The organism is Burkholderia sp. LAS2, assembly GCF_018417615.1.
GTDB classification, from domain to species: domain Bacteria; phylum Pseudomonadota; class Gammaproteobacteria; order Burkholderiales; family Burkholderiaceae; genus Burkholderia; species Burkholderia sola.
In genome coordinates this window covers 2628339-2645430 of record NZ_CP071052.1, presented here as the reverse complement: position 1 = coordinate 2645430, position 17092 = coordinate 2628339, and the positions used below count along the sequence as shown (strand labels likewise).

At 67.2% G+C, this 17092-nt stretch carries 18 protein-coding genes; 13 read left to right on the top strand and 5 right to left on the bottom strand.

Annotated elements, in window-relative coordinates; all coding sequences use genetic code 11:
• Positions 1–5 precede the first annotated feature (5 nt).
• The 6 genes from lpxD (at position 6) to JYG37_RS12190 (ending at position 5421) form a co-directional block, all read left to right on the top strand.
• Positions 6–1085: a UDP-3-O-(3-hydroxymyristoyl)glucosamine N-acyltransferase gene (gene lpxD, locus JYG37_RS12215; protein ID WP_050012896.1), complete on the top strand. Its 1080-nt coding sequence runs from the start codon at positions 6–8 to the stop codon at positions 1083–1085.
• Positions 1086–1214: 129 nt separating this feature from the next.
• Positions 1215–1682 carry a 3-hydroxyacyl-ACP dehydratase FabZ gene (gene fabZ, locus JYG37_RS12210; RefSeq protein ID WP_006495559.1) on the top strand — a complete coding sequence of 156 codons (468 nt, stop codon included), beginning with the start codon at positions 1215–1217 and terminating at the stop codon, positions 1680–1682.
• Between the two features lie 67 nt (positions 1683–1749).
• On the top strand, positions 1750–2538 hold the full coding sequence (gene lpxA, locus JYG37_RS12205; RefSeq protein WP_050012895.1) for an acyl-ACP--UDP-N-acetylglucosamine O-acyltransferase: 789 nt from the start codon (positions 1750–1752) through the stop codon (positions 2536–2538).
• Positions 2539–2541: 3 nt separating this feature from the next.
• Positions 2542–3711, top strand: a complete 1170-nt coding sequence (lpxB, locus tag JYG37_RS12200; RefSeq protein WP_213345438.1) for a lipid-A-disaccharide synthase — start codon at positions 2542–2544, stop codon at positions 3709–3711.
• On the top strand, positions 3708–4361 hold the full coding sequence (rnhB, locus tag JYG37_RS12195) for a ribonuclease HII (RefSeq protein WP_050012893.1): 654 nt from the start codon (positions 3708–3710) through the stop codon (positions 4359–4361). Before lpxB ends, rnhB begins: the two co-directional genes overlap by 4 nt.
• 274 nt (positions 4362–4635) lie before the next feature.
• Positions 4636–5421 carry a TrmH family RNA methyltransferase gene (locus tag JYG37_RS12190; RefSeq protein WP_050012892.1) on the top strand — a complete coding sequence of 262 codons (786 nt, stop codon included), beginning with the start codon at positions 4636–4638 and terminating at the stop codon, positions 5419–5421.
• A 100-nt stretch (positions 5422–5521) separates the two neighbouring features.
• On the opposite strand, the gene ppsR is transcribed toward JYG37_RS12190, so the two are convergent.
• The gene (ppsR, locus tag JYG37_RS12185; protein ID WP_006483812.1) at positions 5522–6337 is read right to left on the bottom strand and encodes a posphoenolpyruvate synthetase regulatory kinase/phosphorylase PpsR; all 816 of its coding nucleotides are present in this window, start codon (positions 6335–6337) and stop codon (positions 5522–5524) included.
• A 375-nt stretch (positions 6338–6712) separates the two neighbouring features.
• Between ppsR and ppsA the strand changes: the two genes are divergently transcribed.
• From ppsA to JYG37_RS12170, 3 genes are all read left to right on the top strand, one after another.
• On the top strand, positions 6713–9112 hold the full coding sequence (ppsA, locus tag JYG37_RS12180) for a phosphoenolpyruvate synthase (protein WP_050012891.1): 2400 nt from the start codon (positions 6713–6715) through the stop codon (positions 9110–9112).
• A 207-nt stretch (positions 9113–9319) separates the two neighbouring features.
• The gene (locus JYG37_RS12175) at positions 9320–9754 is read left to right on the top strand and encodes an NfeD family protein (protein WP_089488565.1); all 435 of its coding nucleotides are present in this window, start codon (positions 9320–9322) and stop codon (positions 9752–9754) included.
• Positions 9755–9787: 33 nt separating this feature from the next.
• Complete coding sequence (locus JYG37_RS12170) at positions 9788–10723, top strand: SPFH domain-containing protein (RefSeq protein ID WP_050012889.1); 936 nt, start codon at positions 9788–9790, stop codon at positions 10721–10723.
• Positions 10724–10875: 152 nt separating this feature from the next.
• On the opposite strand, the gene smpB is transcribed toward JYG37_RS12170, so the two are convergent.
• Positions 10876–11322, bottom strand: a complete 447-nt coding sequence (gene smpB, locus JYG37_RS12165) for an SsrA-binding protein SmpB (protein WP_050012888.1) — start codon at positions 11320–11322, stop codon at positions 10876–10878.
• A gap of 99 nt (positions 11323–11421) precedes the next feature.
• On the opposite strand from smpB, the gene JYG37_RS12160 reads away from it, so the two are divergent.
• Both JYG37_RS12160 and JYG37_RS12155 read left to right on the top strand, forming a co-directional pair.
• Complete coding sequence (locus JYG37_RS12160; RefSeq protein ID WP_006478512.1) at positions 11422–11859, top strand: type II toxin-antitoxin system RatA family toxin; 438 nt, start codon at positions 11422–11424, stop codon at positions 11857–11859.
• Between the two features lie 4 nt (positions 11860–11863).
• Positions 11864–12187 carry an RnfH family protein gene (locus JYG37_RS12155; RefSeq protein WP_050012887.1) on the top strand — a complete coding sequence of 108 codons (324 nt, stop codon included), beginning with the start codon at positions 11864–11866 and terminating at the stop codon, positions 12185–12187.
• 42 nt (positions 12188–12229) lie between these two features.
• On the opposite strand, the gene JYG37_RS12150 is transcribed toward JYG37_RS12155, so the two are convergent.
• The 3 genes from JYG37_RS12150 to JYG37_RS12140 form a co-directional block, all read right to left on the bottom strand.
• Positions 12230–13195, bottom strand: a complete 966-nt coding sequence (locus tag JYG37_RS12150; RefSeq protein ID WP_050012886.1) for a DMT family transporter — start codon at positions 13193–13195, stop codon at positions 12230–12232.
• 112 nt (positions 13196–13307) lie between these two features.
• On the bottom strand, positions 13308–13994 hold the full coding sequence (locus tag JYG37_RS12145; RefSeq protein WP_050013032.1) for a Vgb family protein: 687 nt from the start codon (positions 13992–13994) through the stop codon (positions 13308–13310).
• A 31-nt stretch (positions 13995–14025) separates the two neighbouring features.
• Positions 14026–15246 carry a hypothetical protein gene (locus JYG37_RS12140; RefSeq protein WP_050012885.1) on the bottom strand — a complete coding sequence of 407 codons (1221 nt, stop codon included), beginning with the start codon at positions 15244–15246 and terminating at the stop codon, positions 14026–14028.
• A gap of 114 nt (positions 15247–15360) precedes the next feature.
• On the opposite strand from JYG37_RS12140, the gene JYG37_RS12135 reads away from it, so the two are divergent.
• Positions 15361–16125 carry a DUF899 domain-containing protein gene (locus JYG37_RS12135; RefSeq protein WP_050012884.1) on the top strand — a complete coding sequence of 255 codons (765 nt, stop codon included), beginning with the start codon at positions 15361–15363 and terminating at the stop codon, positions 16123–16125.
• Between the two features lie 28 nt (positions 16126–16153).
• Entirely contained in the window at positions 16154–16975 is an 822-nt protein-coding gene (locus JYG37_RS12130) for a DUF2182 domain-containing protein (protein WP_050012883.1), read from the top strand.
• Positions 16976–17092 lie beyond the last annotated feature (117 nt).

Below are 17092 nucleotides of genomic sequence, written 5' to 3'. Positions count from 1 at the left end.
GACGAATGGCATTGACGCTTGAGGCACTCGTAAAGCGGTTCGGCGGCGAGATCGCCGGCGACGCCCAGTGCACGGTCAGCGGCCTCGCGCCGCTCGACCAGGCCGGCCCTCAGCAGCTCGCGTTCCTCGCGAACCCGAAGTACCTGTCGCAGGTCGAGACGACCGGCGCCGGCGCGGTGCTGATCGCGCCGAAGGATCTGGAAAAGCTGGGCGCGGCCGCCGGTGGTCGCAACTTCATCGTGACGCCGAATCCGTACGCGTACTTCGCGCGCGTTGCGCAGATGTTCATCGATCTCGCCACGCCGCCGCGCGCGGCCGGCGTGCATCCGAGCGCGACGATCGATCCGGCCGCGCAGGTCGCCGCGACCGCGGTGATCGGCCCGCACGTGACGGTCGAGGCCGGCGCGGTGATCGAGGACGGCGTGCAGCTCGACGCGAACGTCTTCGTCGGCCGCGGCACGACGATCGGCGCCGGCTCGCATTTCTATCCGAACGCATCGGTGTACCACGGCTGCAAGATCGGCCCGCGCGCGATCGTCCATGCGGGCGCCGTGATCGGCTCCGACGGCTTCGGCTTCGCACCGGATTTCGTCGGCGACGGCGACGCACGCACCGGCAGCTGGGTCAAGATCCCGCAGGTCGGCGGCGTGACGATCGGCCCGGACGTCGAAATCGGCGCGAACACGACGATCGATCGCGGCGCGATGGCGGATACCGTCATCGAGGAATGCGTGAAGATCGACAACCAGGTGCAGATCGGCCACAACTGCCGGATCGGCGCGTACACGGTGATCGCCGGCAGCGCCGGCATCGCCGGCAGCACGACGATCGGCCGCCACTGCATGATCGGCGGCGCGGCCGGGATCGCCGGCCACGTGACGCTCGGCGACTATGTGATCATCACCGCGAAGTCGGGCGTATCGAAGTCGCTGCCGAAGGCCGGCATCTATACCAGCGCGTTCCCGGCCGTCGACCACGGCGAATGGAACAAGAGCGCCGCGCTCGTGCGCAACCTCGACAAGCTGCGCGAGCGCATCAAGGCGCTCGAAGCCGCGCTCGCCGCCCAGGGCGGCGCGGGCGCCTGAGCGCGTCATGCGAGACCACGAACCGGGCACGGCCAGCGCAACCGGCCCGGTTTGCCAGACTGGGCCGCGCGGCGGCCCGCTTCAGCCTTTGCATCACCACCGCGCAGCCTCTGCGTGAGACGAACCATCATGAGCACTGAAAAAATCAATCTCGACATCCACAAGATCCTCACGCTGCTGCCGCATCGCTACCCGATTCTGCTCGTCGACCGCGTGCTCGAACTCGAGCCGCACAAAGGGATCAAAGCGCTGAAGAACGTGTCGATCAACGAGCCGTTCTTCCAGGGGCATTTCCCGAAGCGGCCGGTGATGCCGGGCGTGCTGATTCTCGAGGCGCTCGCCCAGGCCGCGGCGCTGCTGACGTTCGCGGAAGAGCAGCCGAAGGATCCGGAGAACACGCTGTATTACTTCGTCGGGATCGACGGCGCGCGCTTCAAGCGGGTGGTCGAGCCGGGCGACCAGCTGATCCTGAACGTGACGTTCGAGCGCTACATCCGCGGCATCTGGAAGTTCAAGGCGGTGGCGGAAGTGGACGGCAAGGTGGCGGCGGAAGCCGAACTGATGTGCACGGTCAAGACGGCCGACGCGGCGCCCTGAGCGACGCGGCACGCATGGATAACATAACGCGAGCAACGCGACACATCATATCGAGAGGCAACGGCGCATGACCAGGATTCATCCTACCGCGATCGTCGAGCCGGGCGCGCAGATCGACGAATCGGTCGAGATCGGCCCGTACGCGATCGTCGGCCCGCACGTCACGATTGGCGCGCGCACGACGATCGGCTCGCACAGCGTGATCGAGGGCCATACGACGCTCGGCGAGGACAACCGCATCGGCCATTACGCGTCGGTCGGCGGCCGTCCGCAGGACATGAAGTACAAGGACGAGCCGACGAAGCTCGTGATCGGTAACCGCAACACGATCCGCGAATTCACGACGATCCACACGGGCACCGTGCAGGACGTCGGCGTGACGACGCTCGGCGACGACAACTGGATCATGGCCTACGTGCACATCGGTCATGACTGCCGCGTCGGCAACAACGTGATTCTGTCGAGCAACGCGCAGATGGCCGGCCACGTCGAGATCGGCGATTTCGCGATCGTCGGCGGCATGTCGGGCGTGCACCAGTTCGTGCGCATCGGCGCGCATTCGATGCTGGGCGGCGCGTCGGCGCTCGTGCAGGACATCCCGCCGTTCGTGATCGCGGCGGGCAACAAGGCCGAGCCGCACGGGATCAACGTCGAAGGGCTGCGCCGGCGCGGCTTCTCGGCCGACGCGATCTCGGCGCTGCGCAGCGCGTACCGCTTGCTGTACAAGAACGGCCTGTCGCTCGAGGAAGCGAAGGTGCAACTGCGCGAGCTCGCGGAAGCGGGCGGTGACGGCGATGCACCGGTGAAGGCGCTCGTCGAGTTCATCGACGCGTCGCAACGCGGCATCATCCGCTAAGCGATGCCGCTCACCACCCATCAGCTCCGGCTCGCGATGGTGGCCGGCGAGCCGTCGGGCGACCTGCTCGCGGCGTCGCTGCTCGGCGGGCTGCGCGAGCGGCTGCCCGACGCGGCCCAGTATTACGGGATCGGCGGCCCGCGCATGATCGCGCAGGGCTTCGACTCGCACTGGCAGATGGACAAGCTGACCGTGCGCGGCTATGTCGAGGCGCTGGGCCAGATTCCCGAGATCCTGCGGATTCGCGGCGAACTGAAGCGCCAGCTGCTCGTCGAGCGGCCGGACGCGTTCATCGGCGTCGATGCACCCGATTTCAACTTCAGCGTCGAACAGGCGGCGCGCGACGCGGGCATTCCGTCGATCCACTTCGTATGCCCGTCGATCTGGGCGTGGCGCGGCGGCCGGATCAAGAAGATCGCGAAGTCCGTCGATCACATGCTGTGCCTGTTCCCGTTCGAACCGGCGATCCTCGACAAGGCCGGCGTCGCATCGACCTACGTCGGTCATCCGCTGGCCGACGACATTCCGCTCGAACCCGACACGCACGGCGCGCGCATCGCGCTGGGTGTGCCGGCCGACGGCCCCGTGATCGCGGTGCTGCCGGGCAGCCGGCGCTCGGAGATCGCGCTGATCGGCCCGACGTTCTTCGCGGCGATGGCGCTGATGCAGCAGCGCGAGCCCGGCGTGCGATTCGTGATGCCGGCCGCGACGCCCGCGCTGCGCGAACTGCTGCAGCCGCTCGTCGACGCCCATCCGCAGCTCGCGCTGACGATCACCGACGGCCGTTCGCAGGTCGCGATGACGGCCGCCGACGCGATCCTCGTGAAGAGCGGCACCGTCACGCTGGAAGCCGCGCTGCTGAAGAAGCCGATGGTGATCTCGTACAAGGTGCCCTGGCTGACCGGGCAGATCATGCGCCGGCAGGGCTACCTCCCGTATGTCGGCCTGCCGAACATCCTGGCGGGGCGCTTCGTCGTGCCGGAGCTGCTGCAGCATTTCGCGACGCCCGAGGCGCTCGCCGATGCGACGCTCACGCAACTGCGCGACGACGCGAACCGCCGTACGCTGACCGAAGTGTTTACCGAAATGCATCTGTCGCTGCGGCAGAACACGGCCGCGAAGGCGGCCGAGGCCGTCGTGCGCGTGCTCGAACAACGCAAGGGGCGCGCATGACGGCAGTCCGTGCACCGCGTCGCCGCGCGACCAGCGACGTGCAGGGCGGTTTCGATTTCAGCCGCCCGGACGAGATCGTCTGCGGCGTCGACGAAGCCGGCCGCGGCCCGCTCGCGGGGCCGGTGGTGGCCGCCGCGGTGATTCTCGATCCGGCGCAGCCGATCGACGGGCTCGACGATTCGAAAGCGCTGTCCGCGAAAAAGCGCGACATGCTGTACGACCTGATCGTCGCGCGTTCGCGCGCGTACTGCGTCGCGTCGGCGAGCGTCGACGAGATCGATACGCTGAACATCCTGCATGCGACGATGCTCGCGATGAAACGGGCGGTCGAAGGGCTGTCGGTGCTGCCGACGCTTGCGCAGATCGACGGCAACCGTTGCCCGACGTTGATGGTGCGTGCCGAGGCGATCGTCAGCGGCGACGCGCTCGTGCCGAGCATCTCGGCCGCGTCGATCCTCGCGAAGGTCACGCGCGACCGGATGCTGGTCGACCTGCATGAGCGCTTTCCCGTGTATGGCTTCAACGTGCATGCCGGGTACGGCACGCCGAAACATCTTGCCGCGCTGCGCGAGCACGGCCCGTGCGAAGTGCATCGGCGTTCGTTTGCCCCCGTGCGCGAGGCGCTCGACCTGAGGGCCTGTTCCCGCTAATAACGGGCTTGCGCTGGCCGCCAGAAGGGCCGAGCGCAAGGAATGGGCCGCGGCGAATACCTGGCGTATTCGCAAGGAGCATGACGCCGCGATCGGCCCTTCTGGCGACCAGCCCCTGGAAAGGGATTTTTTAGTTTCGGGAACGTGTCTTGCCGGCCGCATTGCGGCGTCGCGCGTCACTTGTTTGGCTCGGCCAAACGGCGCTCCTTGCTTCTTGCACTGCGACCGGCAAGACACGTTCGCAAGCCCGTTATTAGCGGGAACAGGCCCTTTGATGAAAAGCATTACTTCCCGCGACAACCCGCTGTACAAGCGCCTGAAGGCGCTCGCGGGTTCGACGCCCCAGCAGCGCCGCAGCGGCCAGGCGCTGCTCGAAGGTTTCCACCTCGCGAGCGCGTACCTCGATACGGGCGCGACGCCCGAACTGTGCGTGACGACCGAAGGCGCGCTCGGCCATGCCGAGGCGCAGGCGATCGTCGCGCGCATCGACGCGCAGCGGATCGTCACGCTGCCGGACGCGTTGTTCGGGCAGTTGTCGAATGTCGTCAACGGCGTCGGCTTCCTGCTGCTGGTCGATCGGCCGGCGCAACCGCTGCCCGAACGCGTGACGCACACGTCGGTCGTGCTCGACGGCGTGCAGGATGCCGGCAACGTCGGCTCGATCCTGCGCAGCGCGGCGGCGGCCGGCGTGCGTCACGTGTTCTGCGCGCCGGGGACGGCCTACGCGTGGTCGTCGAAGGTGCTGCGCTCGGGCATGGGCGCGCATTTCTTGTTGTCGATCCATGAGGACGTCGAAGCGGCGGCGCTGGCCGAACGCCTCGGCGTACCGGTCGCGCTGACCGACTCGCACGGCGCGCAGGCGGTCTACGACTGCGACCTGTCAGGGCCCGTCGCCTGGGTGTTCGGTAACGAAGGCGCCGGCGTGTCGGCGTTCTGGCGCGACGCGGCCACGCATCGGGTGACGATTCCGCAGCCGGGCGGGATGGAGTCGCTGAACGTTGCTGCTGCGACAGCGGTGTGCCTGTTCGAGCAGGTACGGCAGCAGCGGCGGCCTGCGTGACGCCGCACGTGTTGCATGTGCGGTAAAACGAAACAAGGCCGCGTTCGACGCGGCCTTGTTGTTTTCGGCGACGGCCCGACGGCGGCCTGCGCTCTCGCGCTCAGTACGATTGCCGGTCGAGGCGGATTTCCTGCAGGATCGTCGTCGCGATTTCCTCGATCGACTTGTGCGTCGACGACAGCCACTTGATCCCTTCGCGGCGCATCATCGCCTCGGCCTCGTTGATCTCGTAGCGGCAGTTCTCGGGCGCCGCGTACTTGCTGCCCGGCCGGCGCTCGTTGCGGATCTCCGACAGGCGCTGCGGGTCGATCGACAGCCCGAACAGCTTCTCACTGTACGGCGACAGCGCCGACGGCAGCTTGCCGCGTTCGAAATCCTCCGGAATCAGCGGATAGTTGGCCGCCTTCACGCCGTACTGCATCGCGAGGTACAGGCTCGTCGGCGTCTTGCCGCTGCGCGACACGCCGACGAGGATCACGTCGGCTTCCGACAGGTTGCGATTCGACTGGCCGTCGTCGTGCGCGAGCGAGAAGTTGATCGCCTCGATCCGCGTCTTGTATTCCTCGGTGTCAGCGTTCTGGTGGCCGCGGCCCATCGCGTGGCTCGACTTGAGCTCCAGTTCCTGCTCGAGCGGTTCGACGAAGCGCTGGAACATGTCGAGCACGAGCGCGTTCGAGCGCTTGACGATGTCGTTCGACTCGCTGTCGACGAGCGTCGTGAACACGATCGCGCGGCGGCCGTCGTGCACGGCGGCTTCGTTGATCTTCTCGACGGTCGCATAGGCCTTGTCGAGCGAGTCGACGAACGGCACGCGCACGAGGCGGAATTTCTGGTCGAACTGGGAGAGGATCGAGTGCGCGAAGGTTTCGGCAGTGATCCCGGTGCCGTCGGAGACGATGAATACGGTAGGCAGCATGAATCTGGACGTCGAGCGTGAAGGGCAGTTGCGCGGGCGGCTGGAGGCGTGCCTCCAGACCCAGTGACAAGGTCGCGCCACATCCGGCAGCCGGCACGGTAGAATAGCGGCAACCTGTTGGATAAGCAATTGCGGGGGCGGGGCGCGAACGGCGTCCGCGACTTGGCCGCGAGATTCAAGAATTCCCGGCAAGTCTGGCGATTTGTCTGCAAATATCGCCCTTCTGCCGGGATTTTTGCAAATCGGGTCGGAAGATTTTCGCCGCTGCGAGTGTTTATCTAACAGGTTGCGCAAGACGCGCCGCGCCTTTTTGCAAGCGCCCGCGTCCGAGCCCACTTGCGCGATCGAGCATTTTTTTCACACTTAGGGGCTTGTATGACTAACGCAGCAAACGTCGCAAAGGACCAGGCGTATGTAATTCCGTTCGAGCAGTTGCGGATGACCGATGTGGAGATCGTGGGCGGCAAGAATGCGTCGCTCGGCGAGATGATCAGCCAGCTTTCCGAAGCAGGCGTTCGCGTACCCACCGGTTTCGCCACGACCGCGCTCGCATTCCGCGATTTCCTCAAGCACAACGACCTCACCGATCGCATCGCCAAGCGTCTCGAGTCGCTCGACATCGACGACGTGAAGGCGCTCGCCGAAGCCGGTGCCGAAATCCGCAAGTGGATCGTCGACGCGCCGCTGCAGGAACGCCTCGAGCAGGAAATCCGCGCGCAGTTCGAAGTGCTGAAGAACGGCTCGCCGGCCGAACTGTCGTTCGCCGTGCGCTCGTCCGCGACCGCGGAAGACCTGCCCGACGCATCGTTCGCCGGCCAGCAGGAGTCGTATCTGAACGTCGTCGGCATCGACGACGTGCTCGACCGCATGAAGCACGTGTTCGCGTCGCTGTACAACGACCGCGCGATCTCGTACCGCGTGCACAAGGGCTTCACGCACGCCGAAGTCGCGCTGTCGGCCGGTGTGCAGCGCATGGTCCGCTCGGACGTCGGCGCGGCCGGCGTGATGTTCACGATCGATACCGAATCGGGCTTCAAGGACGCCGTGTTCATCACGTCGAGCTACGGCCTGGGCGAAACCGTCGTGCAGGGCGCGGTGAACCCGGACGAGTTCTACGTGTTCAAGACGACGCTCGCGCAGGACAAGTACCCGATCATCCGCCGCTCGATCGGCTCGAAGCTGATCAAGATGGAATTCACGCAGCCGGGCGAGCCGGGCCGCGTGAAGACGGTCGACGTGCCGCACGAGCAGCGCAACCGCTACTCGATCACCGATGAAGACGTGATCGAGCTGGCGAAGTACGCGGTCATCATCGAGAAGCACTACCAGCGTCCGATGGACATCGAGTGGGGCAAGGACGGCCGCGACGGCAAGATCTTCATCCTGCAGGCGCGTCCGGAAACGGTGAAGAGCCAGGCGAGCGGCAAGGCCGAGCAGCGCTTCAAGCTGAAGGGCCAGTCGCAGGTGCTCGCGACGGGTCGTGCGATCGGCCAGAAGATCGGCGCGGGCCCCGTGCGCGTGATCCAGGATCCGTCGGAAATGGAACGCGTGCAGCCGGGCGACGTGCTGGTGGCCGACATGACCGACCCGAACTGGGAGCCGGTGATGAAGCGGGCGGCGGCGATCGTCACGAACCGTGGCGGCCGTACCTGCCATGCGGCGATCATCGCGCGTGAGCTCGGCGTGCCGGCAGTCGTCGGCTGCGGCGATGCAACGGACGTGCTGAAGGACGGCGCGCTCGTCACCGTGTCGTGCGCGGAAGGCGACGAAGGCAAGATCTACGACGGGCTGCTCGAGACGGAAGTCACGGAAGTGCAGCGCGGCGAACTGCCGGAAATCCCGGTCAAGATCATGATGAACGTCGGCAACCCGCAGCTCGCGTTCGACTTCTCGCAACTGCCGAACGGCGGTGTGGGTCTCGCGCGTCTCGAGTTCATCATCAACAACAACATCGGCGTTCACCCGAAGGCGATTCTCGAGTACCCGAACATCGACCAGGACCTGAAGAAGGCGGTCGAGAGCGTCGCGCGCGGTCACGCGTCGCCGCGTCAGTTCTACGTCGACAAGCTGACGGAAGGCGTCGCGACGATCGCGGCGGCGTTCTATCCGAAGCCCGTGATCGTGCGTCTGTCCGACTTCAAGTCGAACGAGTACAAGAAGTTGATCGGCGGTTCGCGTTACGAGCCGGACGAGGAAAACCCGATGCTGGGCTTCCGCGGCGCATCGCGCTACATCGCCGAGGACTTCGCGCAGGCGTTCGAGATGGAATGCCGTGCACTGAAGCGCGTGCGTGACGAGATGGGCCTGACCAACGTCGAGATCATGGTGCCGTTCGTGCGAACCGTGAAGCAGGCGGAGCGCGTCGTCGGCCTGCTCGAGAAGTTCGGCCTGAAGCGCGGCGAAAACGGCCTGCGCCTCGTGATGATGTGCGAAGTCCCGACCAACGCGATCCTCGCCGAAGAGTTCCTGGAGCACTTCGACGGTTTCTCGATCGGCTCGAACGACCTCACGCAGCTCACGCTCGGCCTCGACCGCGATTCGGGCATGGAACTGCTGGCCGTCGACTTCGACGAACGCGACCCGGCCGTCAAGTTCCTGTTGAAGCGTGCGATCGATACCTGCCGCAAGATGGGCAAGTACGTCGGGATCTGCGGCCAGGGCCCGTCCGATCACCCGGACTTCGCGCAATGGCTGACCGACGAAGGCATCGTGTCGATCTCGCTGAACCCCGACACGATCATCGATACGTGGCAGGCGCTCGCCAACCGCAAGTAACGATCGGGCATGCAACTTCGGCGAAAGGGCGGTCCGCCGCGCTTTCGTTGAAGGCAAAATGCAAGGTTCGTGCTATAAACACCCCGGTAAGCACCGGGGTGTTTTTTTTCGTCGGTACGCGCGGCGATCTCGCGTGTGCCGAGCGCTGCGTGCAGTTGCGCACGCAGCGAATAGAGTGAGCATCGGGGCGTTTTTCTGGAGACCACAATGATGTCGGGGCATCTGTTCTGGTGGGTCGGGGTCGGCGTGCTGGTCGTCGCGGAGTTGCTGACGGGCACGTTCTATCTGCTGATGATCGCGCTCGGCTTTCTCGCGGGCGGTGTGTTGCAACTGGCCGGTTTCGCGCCGCACGTGCAGTTCGGCGCGGCGGCCGCGGTCGCGATCGTCGCGATGATCGCGCTGCGCCGCTCGGGGCTCGGCCGCAAGCAGAAGCGCGATACGTCGACGAATCCCGACGTCAATCTCGATATCGGCTCGACCGTCACGGTCGACGCGTGGCGTGACGGTCGCGCGCGCGTGCAGTATCGCGGCGCCGACTGGGACGTCGAGCTCGCGCACGGCGAGCGCGACGATGCGCACGTGTACCAGGTCAGCGCCGTGCGCGGCAATTGCCTCGTGGTCGTGGCGAAACCCGCGGGCTGATCGTCCGCTGATACAACAAGGAGAGAATATTTCATGGATTCGCTGATCATCTGGGTTGTCCTGCTCGTCATCGCGATCGTGATCGTGTCGAAGACGGTGAAGATCGTGCCGCAGCAGCATGCATGGGTGCTCGAGCGCTTCGGGCGCTACCACGCGACGCTGTCGCCCGGTCTCAATATCGTGCTGCCGTTCGTCGATCGCATCGCATACCGGCACGTGCTGAAGGAAATTCCGCTCGACGTGCCGAGCCAGGTCTGTATCACGCGCGACAACACGCAGTTGCAGGTCGACGGCGTGTTGTACTTCCAGGTAACCGATCCGATGAAGGCGTCCTACGGATCGAGCAACTTCGTGCTGGCGATCACGCAGCTCGCGCAAACGACGCTGCGCTCGGTGGTCGGCAAGCTCGAACTCGACAAGACGTTCGAGGAACGCGATTTCATCAACCACAACATCGTGTCGGCGCTCGATCAGGCAGCGGCGAACTGGGGCGTGAAAGTGCTGCGCTACGAGATCAAGGACCTGACGCCGCCGAAGGAAATCCTGCACGCGATGCAGGCGCAGATCACCGCGGAGCGTGAAAAACGCGCGCTGATCGCCGCATCCGAAGGCCGCAAGCAGGAACAGATCAACCTCGCGTCGGGTGCGCGTGAAGCCGCGATCCAGAAGTCCGAAGGCGAACGGCAGGCCGCGATCAACCAGGCGCAGGGCGAAGCCGCCGCGATTCTGGCGGTGGCCGAGGCGAACGCGCAGGCGATCCAGAAGATCGCGAGCGCGATCCAGTCGCAAGGCGGGATGGACGCGGTGAATCTGAAGGTCGCCGAGCAGTATGTCGGCGCGTTCGCGAATCTCGCGAAGCAGGGCAACACGCTGATCGTGCCGTCGAACCTGTCGGATCTCGGCACCGCGATCTCGTCGGCGCTGACGATCGTCAAGAACGCGGGGGCGGCGTCCGGCGCGAAGGGCTGAGCCCGATGCGATGCGCGCGCGGCTGCCGCGTGCGCATCGTCGTGCGACGAATCGTCGCGCAGTCGGGCAAACCGGACGCGCGATTCAGGTAGTCAAAAGCGACACGGCCCGCTTCGAGCGGGCCGTGTCGTTTGCGATGAACGCCGTGTGCGTCAGGTGCCGGCGCGCATGATGCGCGCCTTCTCGCGTTCCCAGTCGCGTTTCTTCTCGGTTTCGCGCTTGTCGTGCAGCTTCTTGCCCTTCGCGAGCGCGATGTCGCATTTCACGCGGCCGCCCTTGTAGTGGAAGTTCAGCGGCACGAGCGTATAGCCGCGCTGCTCGACCTTGCCGATCAGCTTCTTGATTTCGTCGCGGTGCAGCAGCAGCTTGCGCGTGCGGACCGGGTCGGGCTTGATGTGCGTCGAGGCCTCGGGCAGCGGGCTGATATGGGTCCCGATCAGGAAGATCTCGGCGTTCTTCACCACGACGTAGCCTTCCTTGATCTGGCCGCGTCCGGCGCGCAGCGCCTTGACTTCCCAGCCCTCCAGCACGAGCCCCGCCTCGTAGCGTTCCTCGATGTGATAATCGAAGTGCGCTTTCCTGTTGTCGATGATGCTCATGAAAGGATCGGGCCAACTCGTTTAAAATCACGATTTTAGCAAAGCGGGGCGGGAATCGCCCGGCTTGGCGTTCCCACTTTAAGCGATGCCGCGCGATTTATGGCAGATGTCCAGAAAACCGTATTGATCCGTCACTCGGCGGAACAGATGTTCGACCTCGTCACCGACGTGGCCGACTACCCCAATTTCCTGCCCTGGTGCGGCGGTGTCGAGGTTCGCCGTCAGGACGAGAGCGGAATGGAAGCGCGCATCGACATCAACTTCAAGGGTATCAAGCAGCATTTCGCGACGCGCAACACGCAGCAGCGTCCGACACGGATCGACATGGAGTTCGCGGACGGGCCGTTCAAGAAGTTCACGGGTTCGTGGCGCTTCATCCCGCTGCGCGCCGACGCGTGCAAGATCGAATTCGCGCTGCACTACGAGTTTTCGAGCATCCTGCTCGAGAAGATCATCGGGCCGGTGTTCAGCCACATCGCGAACACGTTCGTCGATTCGTTCGTGAAGCGCGCGGACCAGCGCTACGGAAAGGGGTGACGCGATGCTGTCGATCGAAGTCTGCTATGCACTGCCGGACCGCCAGACGCTGATTCCGCTGTCGCTGCCCGAAGGCGCGACCGTGCGCTCGGCGATCGACGCGAGCGGCGTGCTCGCGCTGCACCCGGAGATCGATCTCGCGCACGCGAAGACGGGCGTCTACGGCAAGCTCGCGCCGCTCGATGCGCCGCTCGTCGACCACGATCGCGTCGAGATCTACCGTCCGCTGATCGTCGATCCGAAGCTCGCGCGCCAGCGGCGCGTCGACAAGTCCCGCCGCGACGGCTCGATCGAGGGCCGCAAGTGGATGCACAAGGACGCGCGCTGACGCGTCGTTCGCGCTGATGGGTCCGATCAAACGCCGCGGCGCTCAGTGGGCCGCGGCGTTTGCGTTTGTCGGCGCGCCGCCCGGCGTGTCGCCATGCTTTCGTACCGAGCCGTATACACCGGCGAGCAGCAGCACGAGCGCGGCGATCTCCAGCACATGCGGCATTCGCCGGTCGTACACGAACGCGTACAGCATCGCGAACACGGTTTCGAACACGATCAGCTGACCCGACAGCGTCAGCGGCAGCCGCTTCGACGCGGCGTTCCACAGCCCGTTGCCGAGCCACGACGCGCCGATCGCGAGCACGAGGTTCAGCAGCCAGAACAACTGCCAGCGCGATGCGGGCACGGCCGCCTGCACGGCGCCGGCCGGCAGCGCGAGGATCGCCACCCAGCAGAGCGCGCCGATCAGACCCGTCACGACACCCCACAGCACCGACCATTCGTTGCCGCCGAAATGGTGATGGCGCTGCAGGTATCGCGTATTTGCCACCGCATACCAGGTCCAGCTCGCGAGCGCGCCCGCCGCGCAGGCGATGCCCGCGAGCTTCTGGGCGAGCGTCGTCGCGTGCGCGGCTTCGGACGTAAACAGATCGACGTTGATGCAGACGATGCCCGCGATCACCAGCGCGAGCGGGGCGGCAAGCCGCCGCAGCGGCATCGCGCCTTGGTCGCCGAGGCCCGCGAGCGTGACGGTCACGGGCAGCACGCCGACGATCAGCGAACTCGGCGCGATGCCGATCAGGTGCACGGCGCCGGACAGCAGCATGTAGTACGCGACGTTGCCGATGACGGCGAGCCTCACGAGGGCGACGAGATCCTCGCGGGTCAGCCGGGCCAGCAGCGCGCGCGCGGCCGACAGCGCGGCCACGAGCGACACGAGGCCGTACATCGTGTAGCGGCCGGCGCTCAGCAGCAGCGGCGAGAAATCGGTCAGCAGCCGCGGAACCAGAAACACCATGCCCCACATGGCGCCCGCCAGGACACCGTACACCACGCCGCGCTGCATCGACCGCTCCGAACAAAATGACCGAGGTGCGCGCATCTTAGCGATGCCGTCGCGGCGGCGTCTTGTTCATTCCTGCACTCGGGGCATGGAGTGGTTTCGACAGGGCGGCGAATCAATCCTCTGTCGAATCGGGCGTCGCCGCCGCGCCGTCGCCGGCGACACGCGCGCGCGCCGGGCGCCGCACGGCACGCAGCTTGCCGCTGTTGCCGCCGCCGCAGTAGAAGCGGTCGTGACCGTCGGATTCGAGCCCCGACACGCCGACGCCGGCCGGCATGTCGATCTGCTCGAGCACTTCGCCCGTGCGCGGATCGATGCGCCGCAGGTCGCTCCGGTCGGCCTCCCACGTGCCGTGCCACAGCTCGCCGTCGACCCACGTCACGCCGGTGACGAAGCGGTTCGATTCGATCGTGCGCAGCACGGCGCCTGATTGCGGATCCACCTGATGAATCTTGCGTTCGCTGTACTGGCCGACCCACAGCGTGCCTTCCGCCCACGCGAGCCCCGAATCGGCGCCGCCGCCGGGCGCCGGGATCGTCGCGAGCACGCGGCCCGATTCGGGGTCGATCTTCTCGATGCGGTCCTCGACGATCTGGAACAGGTGGCGGCCGTCGAATGCGGTGCCCGCGTGCGCGGCGACGTCGAGCGAACGGACGATCGTGCCGCGCTCGGGGTCGAGCGCATTCAGCTTGTCGCCGGACGCGTACCACACGTGCTGCCCGTCGAACGTGACGCCGTGCACGCCGTCGACGCCCGGAAACGGGCCGTATTCGTGAAGGATGTCTGCAGTGGAGCGTTTCATGTTCGTCACCTCGTGGTTCGATGGGGCCATCCTAATCGCCCGGCAGCGCAACCGGGAGTAACAAGGTCGTCGCGAATCCGGGCAGCGGCGGCGTCATCCAGCGGCGCGCGCGTGCGCGGCCGAGCGCCTGCACCTTGCCGGTTTCCGCGAGCGCATCGAGCGCGCGCTGCACGGTGCGCTGGCTGGCGCCGAGCGCGAGCGCCAGCGCGGAGCTCGACCACGCTTCGCCGTCGGCGAGGAGCGCGAGCAGGGCCGCGTGCCGATCGTCGACCGGGCGCGCGAGGACGACGGTGTCGCGCACGCCGAGCGGTTCGAGCGCGAAGCCGCGCGGTGTCGCGACGACGTTCGCGAGCGGGCGCAGCACCGCGCGCAGCCGGCCGATTTCGACACGCAGCCGCGCACGATGCGATTCGTCGGCCTGTTTCGCGCGGAACGCAGCGGCGACGAGCGCGTTTCTCGACACGTCGGCCGGCCACGCTTCGCCAAGCGTGCGGGCGAGCACGAACAGCACCGGACGCCGCGCGAGCGACACGGTCTTGCGCGCATCGCGCACCGTGTGGCGGCATGCGTCGACGACCAGCGAATTCGACTCGAACAGCGTCTCGACTTCGTCGAGCGACACGAGCCGCGACGTGCCGCGCGCGATGAGCCGCGCGGCCGGTGCGTCGAGTGCGAGCGCCGCGGTGTCGACCTCGGCCGTCAGCGCCGCGATGCCGGCGGCGCGCGCGGCTGTCCGCGCACGGTCGAGCGCCGCACGGGCCGCATGCGTGCGGATGCGGCGCATCGCGATGCCGGCTGCGATCAATTCATGGGCGGCGCGCGATGCGGGCGGCAGCGGAGCGGGATCGAGATGCGCAAGCAGCTGCTCGGCCTCGTCGAGATGGCCGATCAGCAGCAAGCGGCGCACGCCGAGATAGCGGGCATGCGCGACGTTCGCGTGGTCGCCGTGCGCGTCGAGCGTCGCGCAGGCCGCATCGAGCGCGCGCGTCGGCCAGTGCAGGTCGCGCGACGCGAGCGCGATCTCGGCTTCCGCGACGACGCAGCGCGCCCGCGCGACCGCTTCTTTCGCGCCGAATGCGCGTGCGGCGCCGCGCACGAGCGCGCGTGCACGGTCGAAATCGCCGAGCTGCGCGAGCGCGATCCCGCGCAGCGCGAGCGCCGGCGCATCGTCGCGCAGCGCGACGCGGTTCAGTGCGCCGAGCGCGTCACCGGCCGCGAGCGCGCGCGCGGCCGCCGTGATCAGCGAATCCATCCGAATCCCGACACACTTGTCACTCCCTCTGGCCCGATGCCGGCCACTAATCTAGCACCACGCACACGGCTCCGGATGCCGTGCCCGGATACCCATCGGAAGGAGGAACCTGCAATGACGACCCATCTCACCGGAACCCGCGACGAATGGCTGGCCGAACGTCGCGCGCTGCTCGACGCGGAAAAGGCGCTGACGCGGCAAAGCGACGAACTCGCGCGGCGGCGCCAGGCGCTGCCGTGGGTGCGCGTCGACAAGACTTACCGGTTCGATACCGAGGACGGGCAGGCGACGCTCGACGACCTGTTTCACGGCCGTTCGCAATTGCTCGTCTATCACTTCATGTTCGGCCCCGACTACAAGGCGGGCTGCCCGTCGTGCTCGGCGCTTGCCGACGGCTTCGACGGCTTCGCCGTGCATCTGGCGCACCACGACGTGACGCTCGCGGCCGTGTCGCGCGCGCCGCTCGCGAAACTGCTCGCATACCGGCAGCGGATGGGCTGGACGTTCCCGTGGGCGTCGTCGGTCGGCAGCGATTTCAACTTCGACTTCAACGTGTCGTTCACCGAAACGCAGCAGCGCGCGGGCGACGTCGAATACAACTATGCGCGGGCCGGCCATGCGATGGACATGGATCCGCCGCCGGCACCCGTCGTACAGTTCGCGGCCACGTGCGGCACCGACGCACGCAGGTATTCGCTCGACCGGCCGGGAATGAGCGCATTCGTGCGCGAGGACGGCGCCGTCTATCACACGTATTCGACTTACGCGCGCGGCCTCGACGGGTTGTGGGGGATGTACCAGTGGCTCGATCGCGCGCCGCTCGGTCGCAACGAGGCCGGCCCATGGTGGCGCCGTCACGACGAGTACGCGCGCGGTTGAGCGGGGTGGCCACGGGCGGGAGCGCGTGATGACACGAATGACGACCGGGCCGAAAGCTGGCGAGACGGCCCCCGATCCCCGGGCGTTCTGCGTGGCGGTCGCGGCCGTGTTCGCGGTCGTCGCGATGGCGTTGCTGGCGCAGCACGCGTCGATGGCGGCGATGGGCGGCGAACCGATGCCCGGCGGCTGGATGGCGTCGGCCGCCTGGCTGCGGCCGTGCGGGCAGGGCGCCGGGCGCGCGTTCGTGGCGTTCGTTGAAATGTGGGGCGCGATGACGGTGACGATGATGCTGCCCGTGCTCGCGCCGATGCTCTGGGGTTACCGGCAGCGCATCGGCCCGCATGCGGCGGTGCGGTCGGCCTGGCTCGTCGTCGTCGCGGGGGCCGGATATTTCTCGGTCTGGATCGCGCTCGGCGCGCTCGTGTTTCCGATTGGCGCCGCACTGACGATGGCCGCCGCCCGGCTGCCGGCGTTCGCCCGGGCGATCCCGTTCGCGGCCGGCGCCGTCGTGCTGGCCGCGGGCGCGTTGCAATTCTCCGGGTGGAAGGCGCGCCGGCTCGCGTGCTGCCGGCACGCGGCGGCGCACGATGGGCATGTGCCGCGGGCTGCGGTCGTCACGGCATGGCGGTACGGCCTGCGCGCCGCGATCCGATGCGGCGCGTGTTGCGGGAACCTGATGGCGGTCGCGTTGGCGGCCGGCATGATGGAACTGCACGTGATGGCTGCCGTCGCGGTGGCGATCGCCGCCGAACGCGTGGCGCCGGCCGGCGGGTGCGTCGCGCGGATCGTCGGGTACGCGGTGGTGGTGGCCGGCATCGCGATGGTGGCCCGCGCGGCCGGGCTGGCGTGAGGCGGGCAGGCAAGCCGCTTCGGCGGGCGTGTCGCCGGGCCGTGCGCGGACGCTGTCGTCGCGCCCGTGTAGCCCCGCCGCAACACGCGCACCTGCCGCCCGGCCTGATTGCGCGAA

What these genes read in the sequence shown, in the direction of transcription:
- lpxD (WP_050012896.1), top strand. Translation starts at nt 6, where the DNA reads ATGGCATTGACGCTTGAGGCACTCGTAAAGCGGTTCGGCGGCGAGATC.
- fabZ (WP_006495559.1), top strand. Translation starts at nt 1,215, where the DNA reads ATGAGCACTGAAAAAATCAATCTCGACATCCACAAGATCCTCACGCTG.
- lpxA (WP_050012895.1), top strand. Translation starts at nt 1,750, where the DNA reads ATGACCAGGATTCATCCTACCGCGATCGTCGAGCCGGGCGCGCAGATC.
- lpxB (WP_213345438.1), top strand. Translation starts at nt 2,542, where the DNA reads ATGCCGCTCACCACCCATCAGCTCCGGCTCGCGATGGTGGCCGGCGAG.
- rnhB (WP_050012893.1), top strand. Translation starts at nt 3,708, where the DNA reads ATGACGGCAGTCCGTGCACCGCGTCGCCGCGCGACCAGCGACGTGCAG.
- JYG37_RS12190 (WP_050012892.1), top strand. Translation starts at nt 4,636, where the DNA reads ATGAAAAGCATTACTTCCCGCGACAACCCGCTGTACAAGCGCCTGAAG.
- ppsR (WP_006483812.1), bottom strand. Translation starts at nt 6,337, where the DNA reads ATGCTGCCTACCGTATTCATCGTCTCCGACGGCACCGGGATCACTGCC.
- ppsA (WP_050012891.1), top strand. Translation starts at nt 6,713, where the DNA reads ATGACTAACGCAGCAAACGTCGCAAAGGACCAGGCGTATGTAATTCCG.
- JYG37_RS12175 (WP_089488565.1), top strand. Translation starts at nt 9,320, where the DNA reads ATGATGTCGGGGCATCTGTTCTGGTGGGTCGGGGTCGGCGTGCTGGTC.
- JYG37_RS12170 (WP_050012889.1), top strand. Translation starts at nt 9,788, where the DNA reads ATGGATTCGCTGATCATCTGGGTTGTCCTGCTCGTCATCGCGATCGTG.
- smpB (WP_050012888.1), bottom strand. Translation starts at nt 11,322, where the DNA reads ATGAGCATCATCGACAACAGGAAAGCGCACTTCGATTATCACATCGAG.
- JYG37_RS12160 (WP_006478512.1), top strand. Translation starts at nt 11,422, where the DNA reads ATGGCAGATGTCCAGAAAACCGTATTGATCCGTCACTCGGCGGAACAG.
- JYG37_RS12155 (WP_050012887.1), top strand. Translation starts at nt 11,864, where the DNA reads ATGCTGTCGATCGAAGTCTGCTATGCACTGCCGGACCGCCAGACGCTG.
- JYG37_RS12150 (WP_050012886.1), bottom strand. Translation starts at nt 13,195, where the DNA reads ATGCAGCGCGGCGTGGTGTACGGTGTCCTGGCGGGCGCCATGTGGGGC.
- JYG37_RS12145 (WP_050013032.1), bottom strand. Translation starts at nt 13,994, where the DNA reads ATGAAACGCTCCACTGCAGACATCCTTCACGAATACGGCCCGTTTCCG.
- JYG37_RS12140 (WP_050012885.1), bottom strand. Translation starts at nt 15,246, where the DNA reads ATGGATTCGCTGATCACGGCGGCCGCGCGCGCGCTCGCGGCCGGTGAC.
- JYG37_RS12135 (WP_050012884.1), top strand. Translation starts at nt 15,361, where the DNA reads ATGACGACCCATCTCACCGGAACCCGCGACGAATGGCTGGCCGAACGT.
- JYG37_RS12130 (WP_050012883.1), top strand. Translation starts at nt 16,154, where the DNA reads ATGACACGAATGACGACCGGGCCGAAAGCTGGCGAGACGGCCCCCGAT.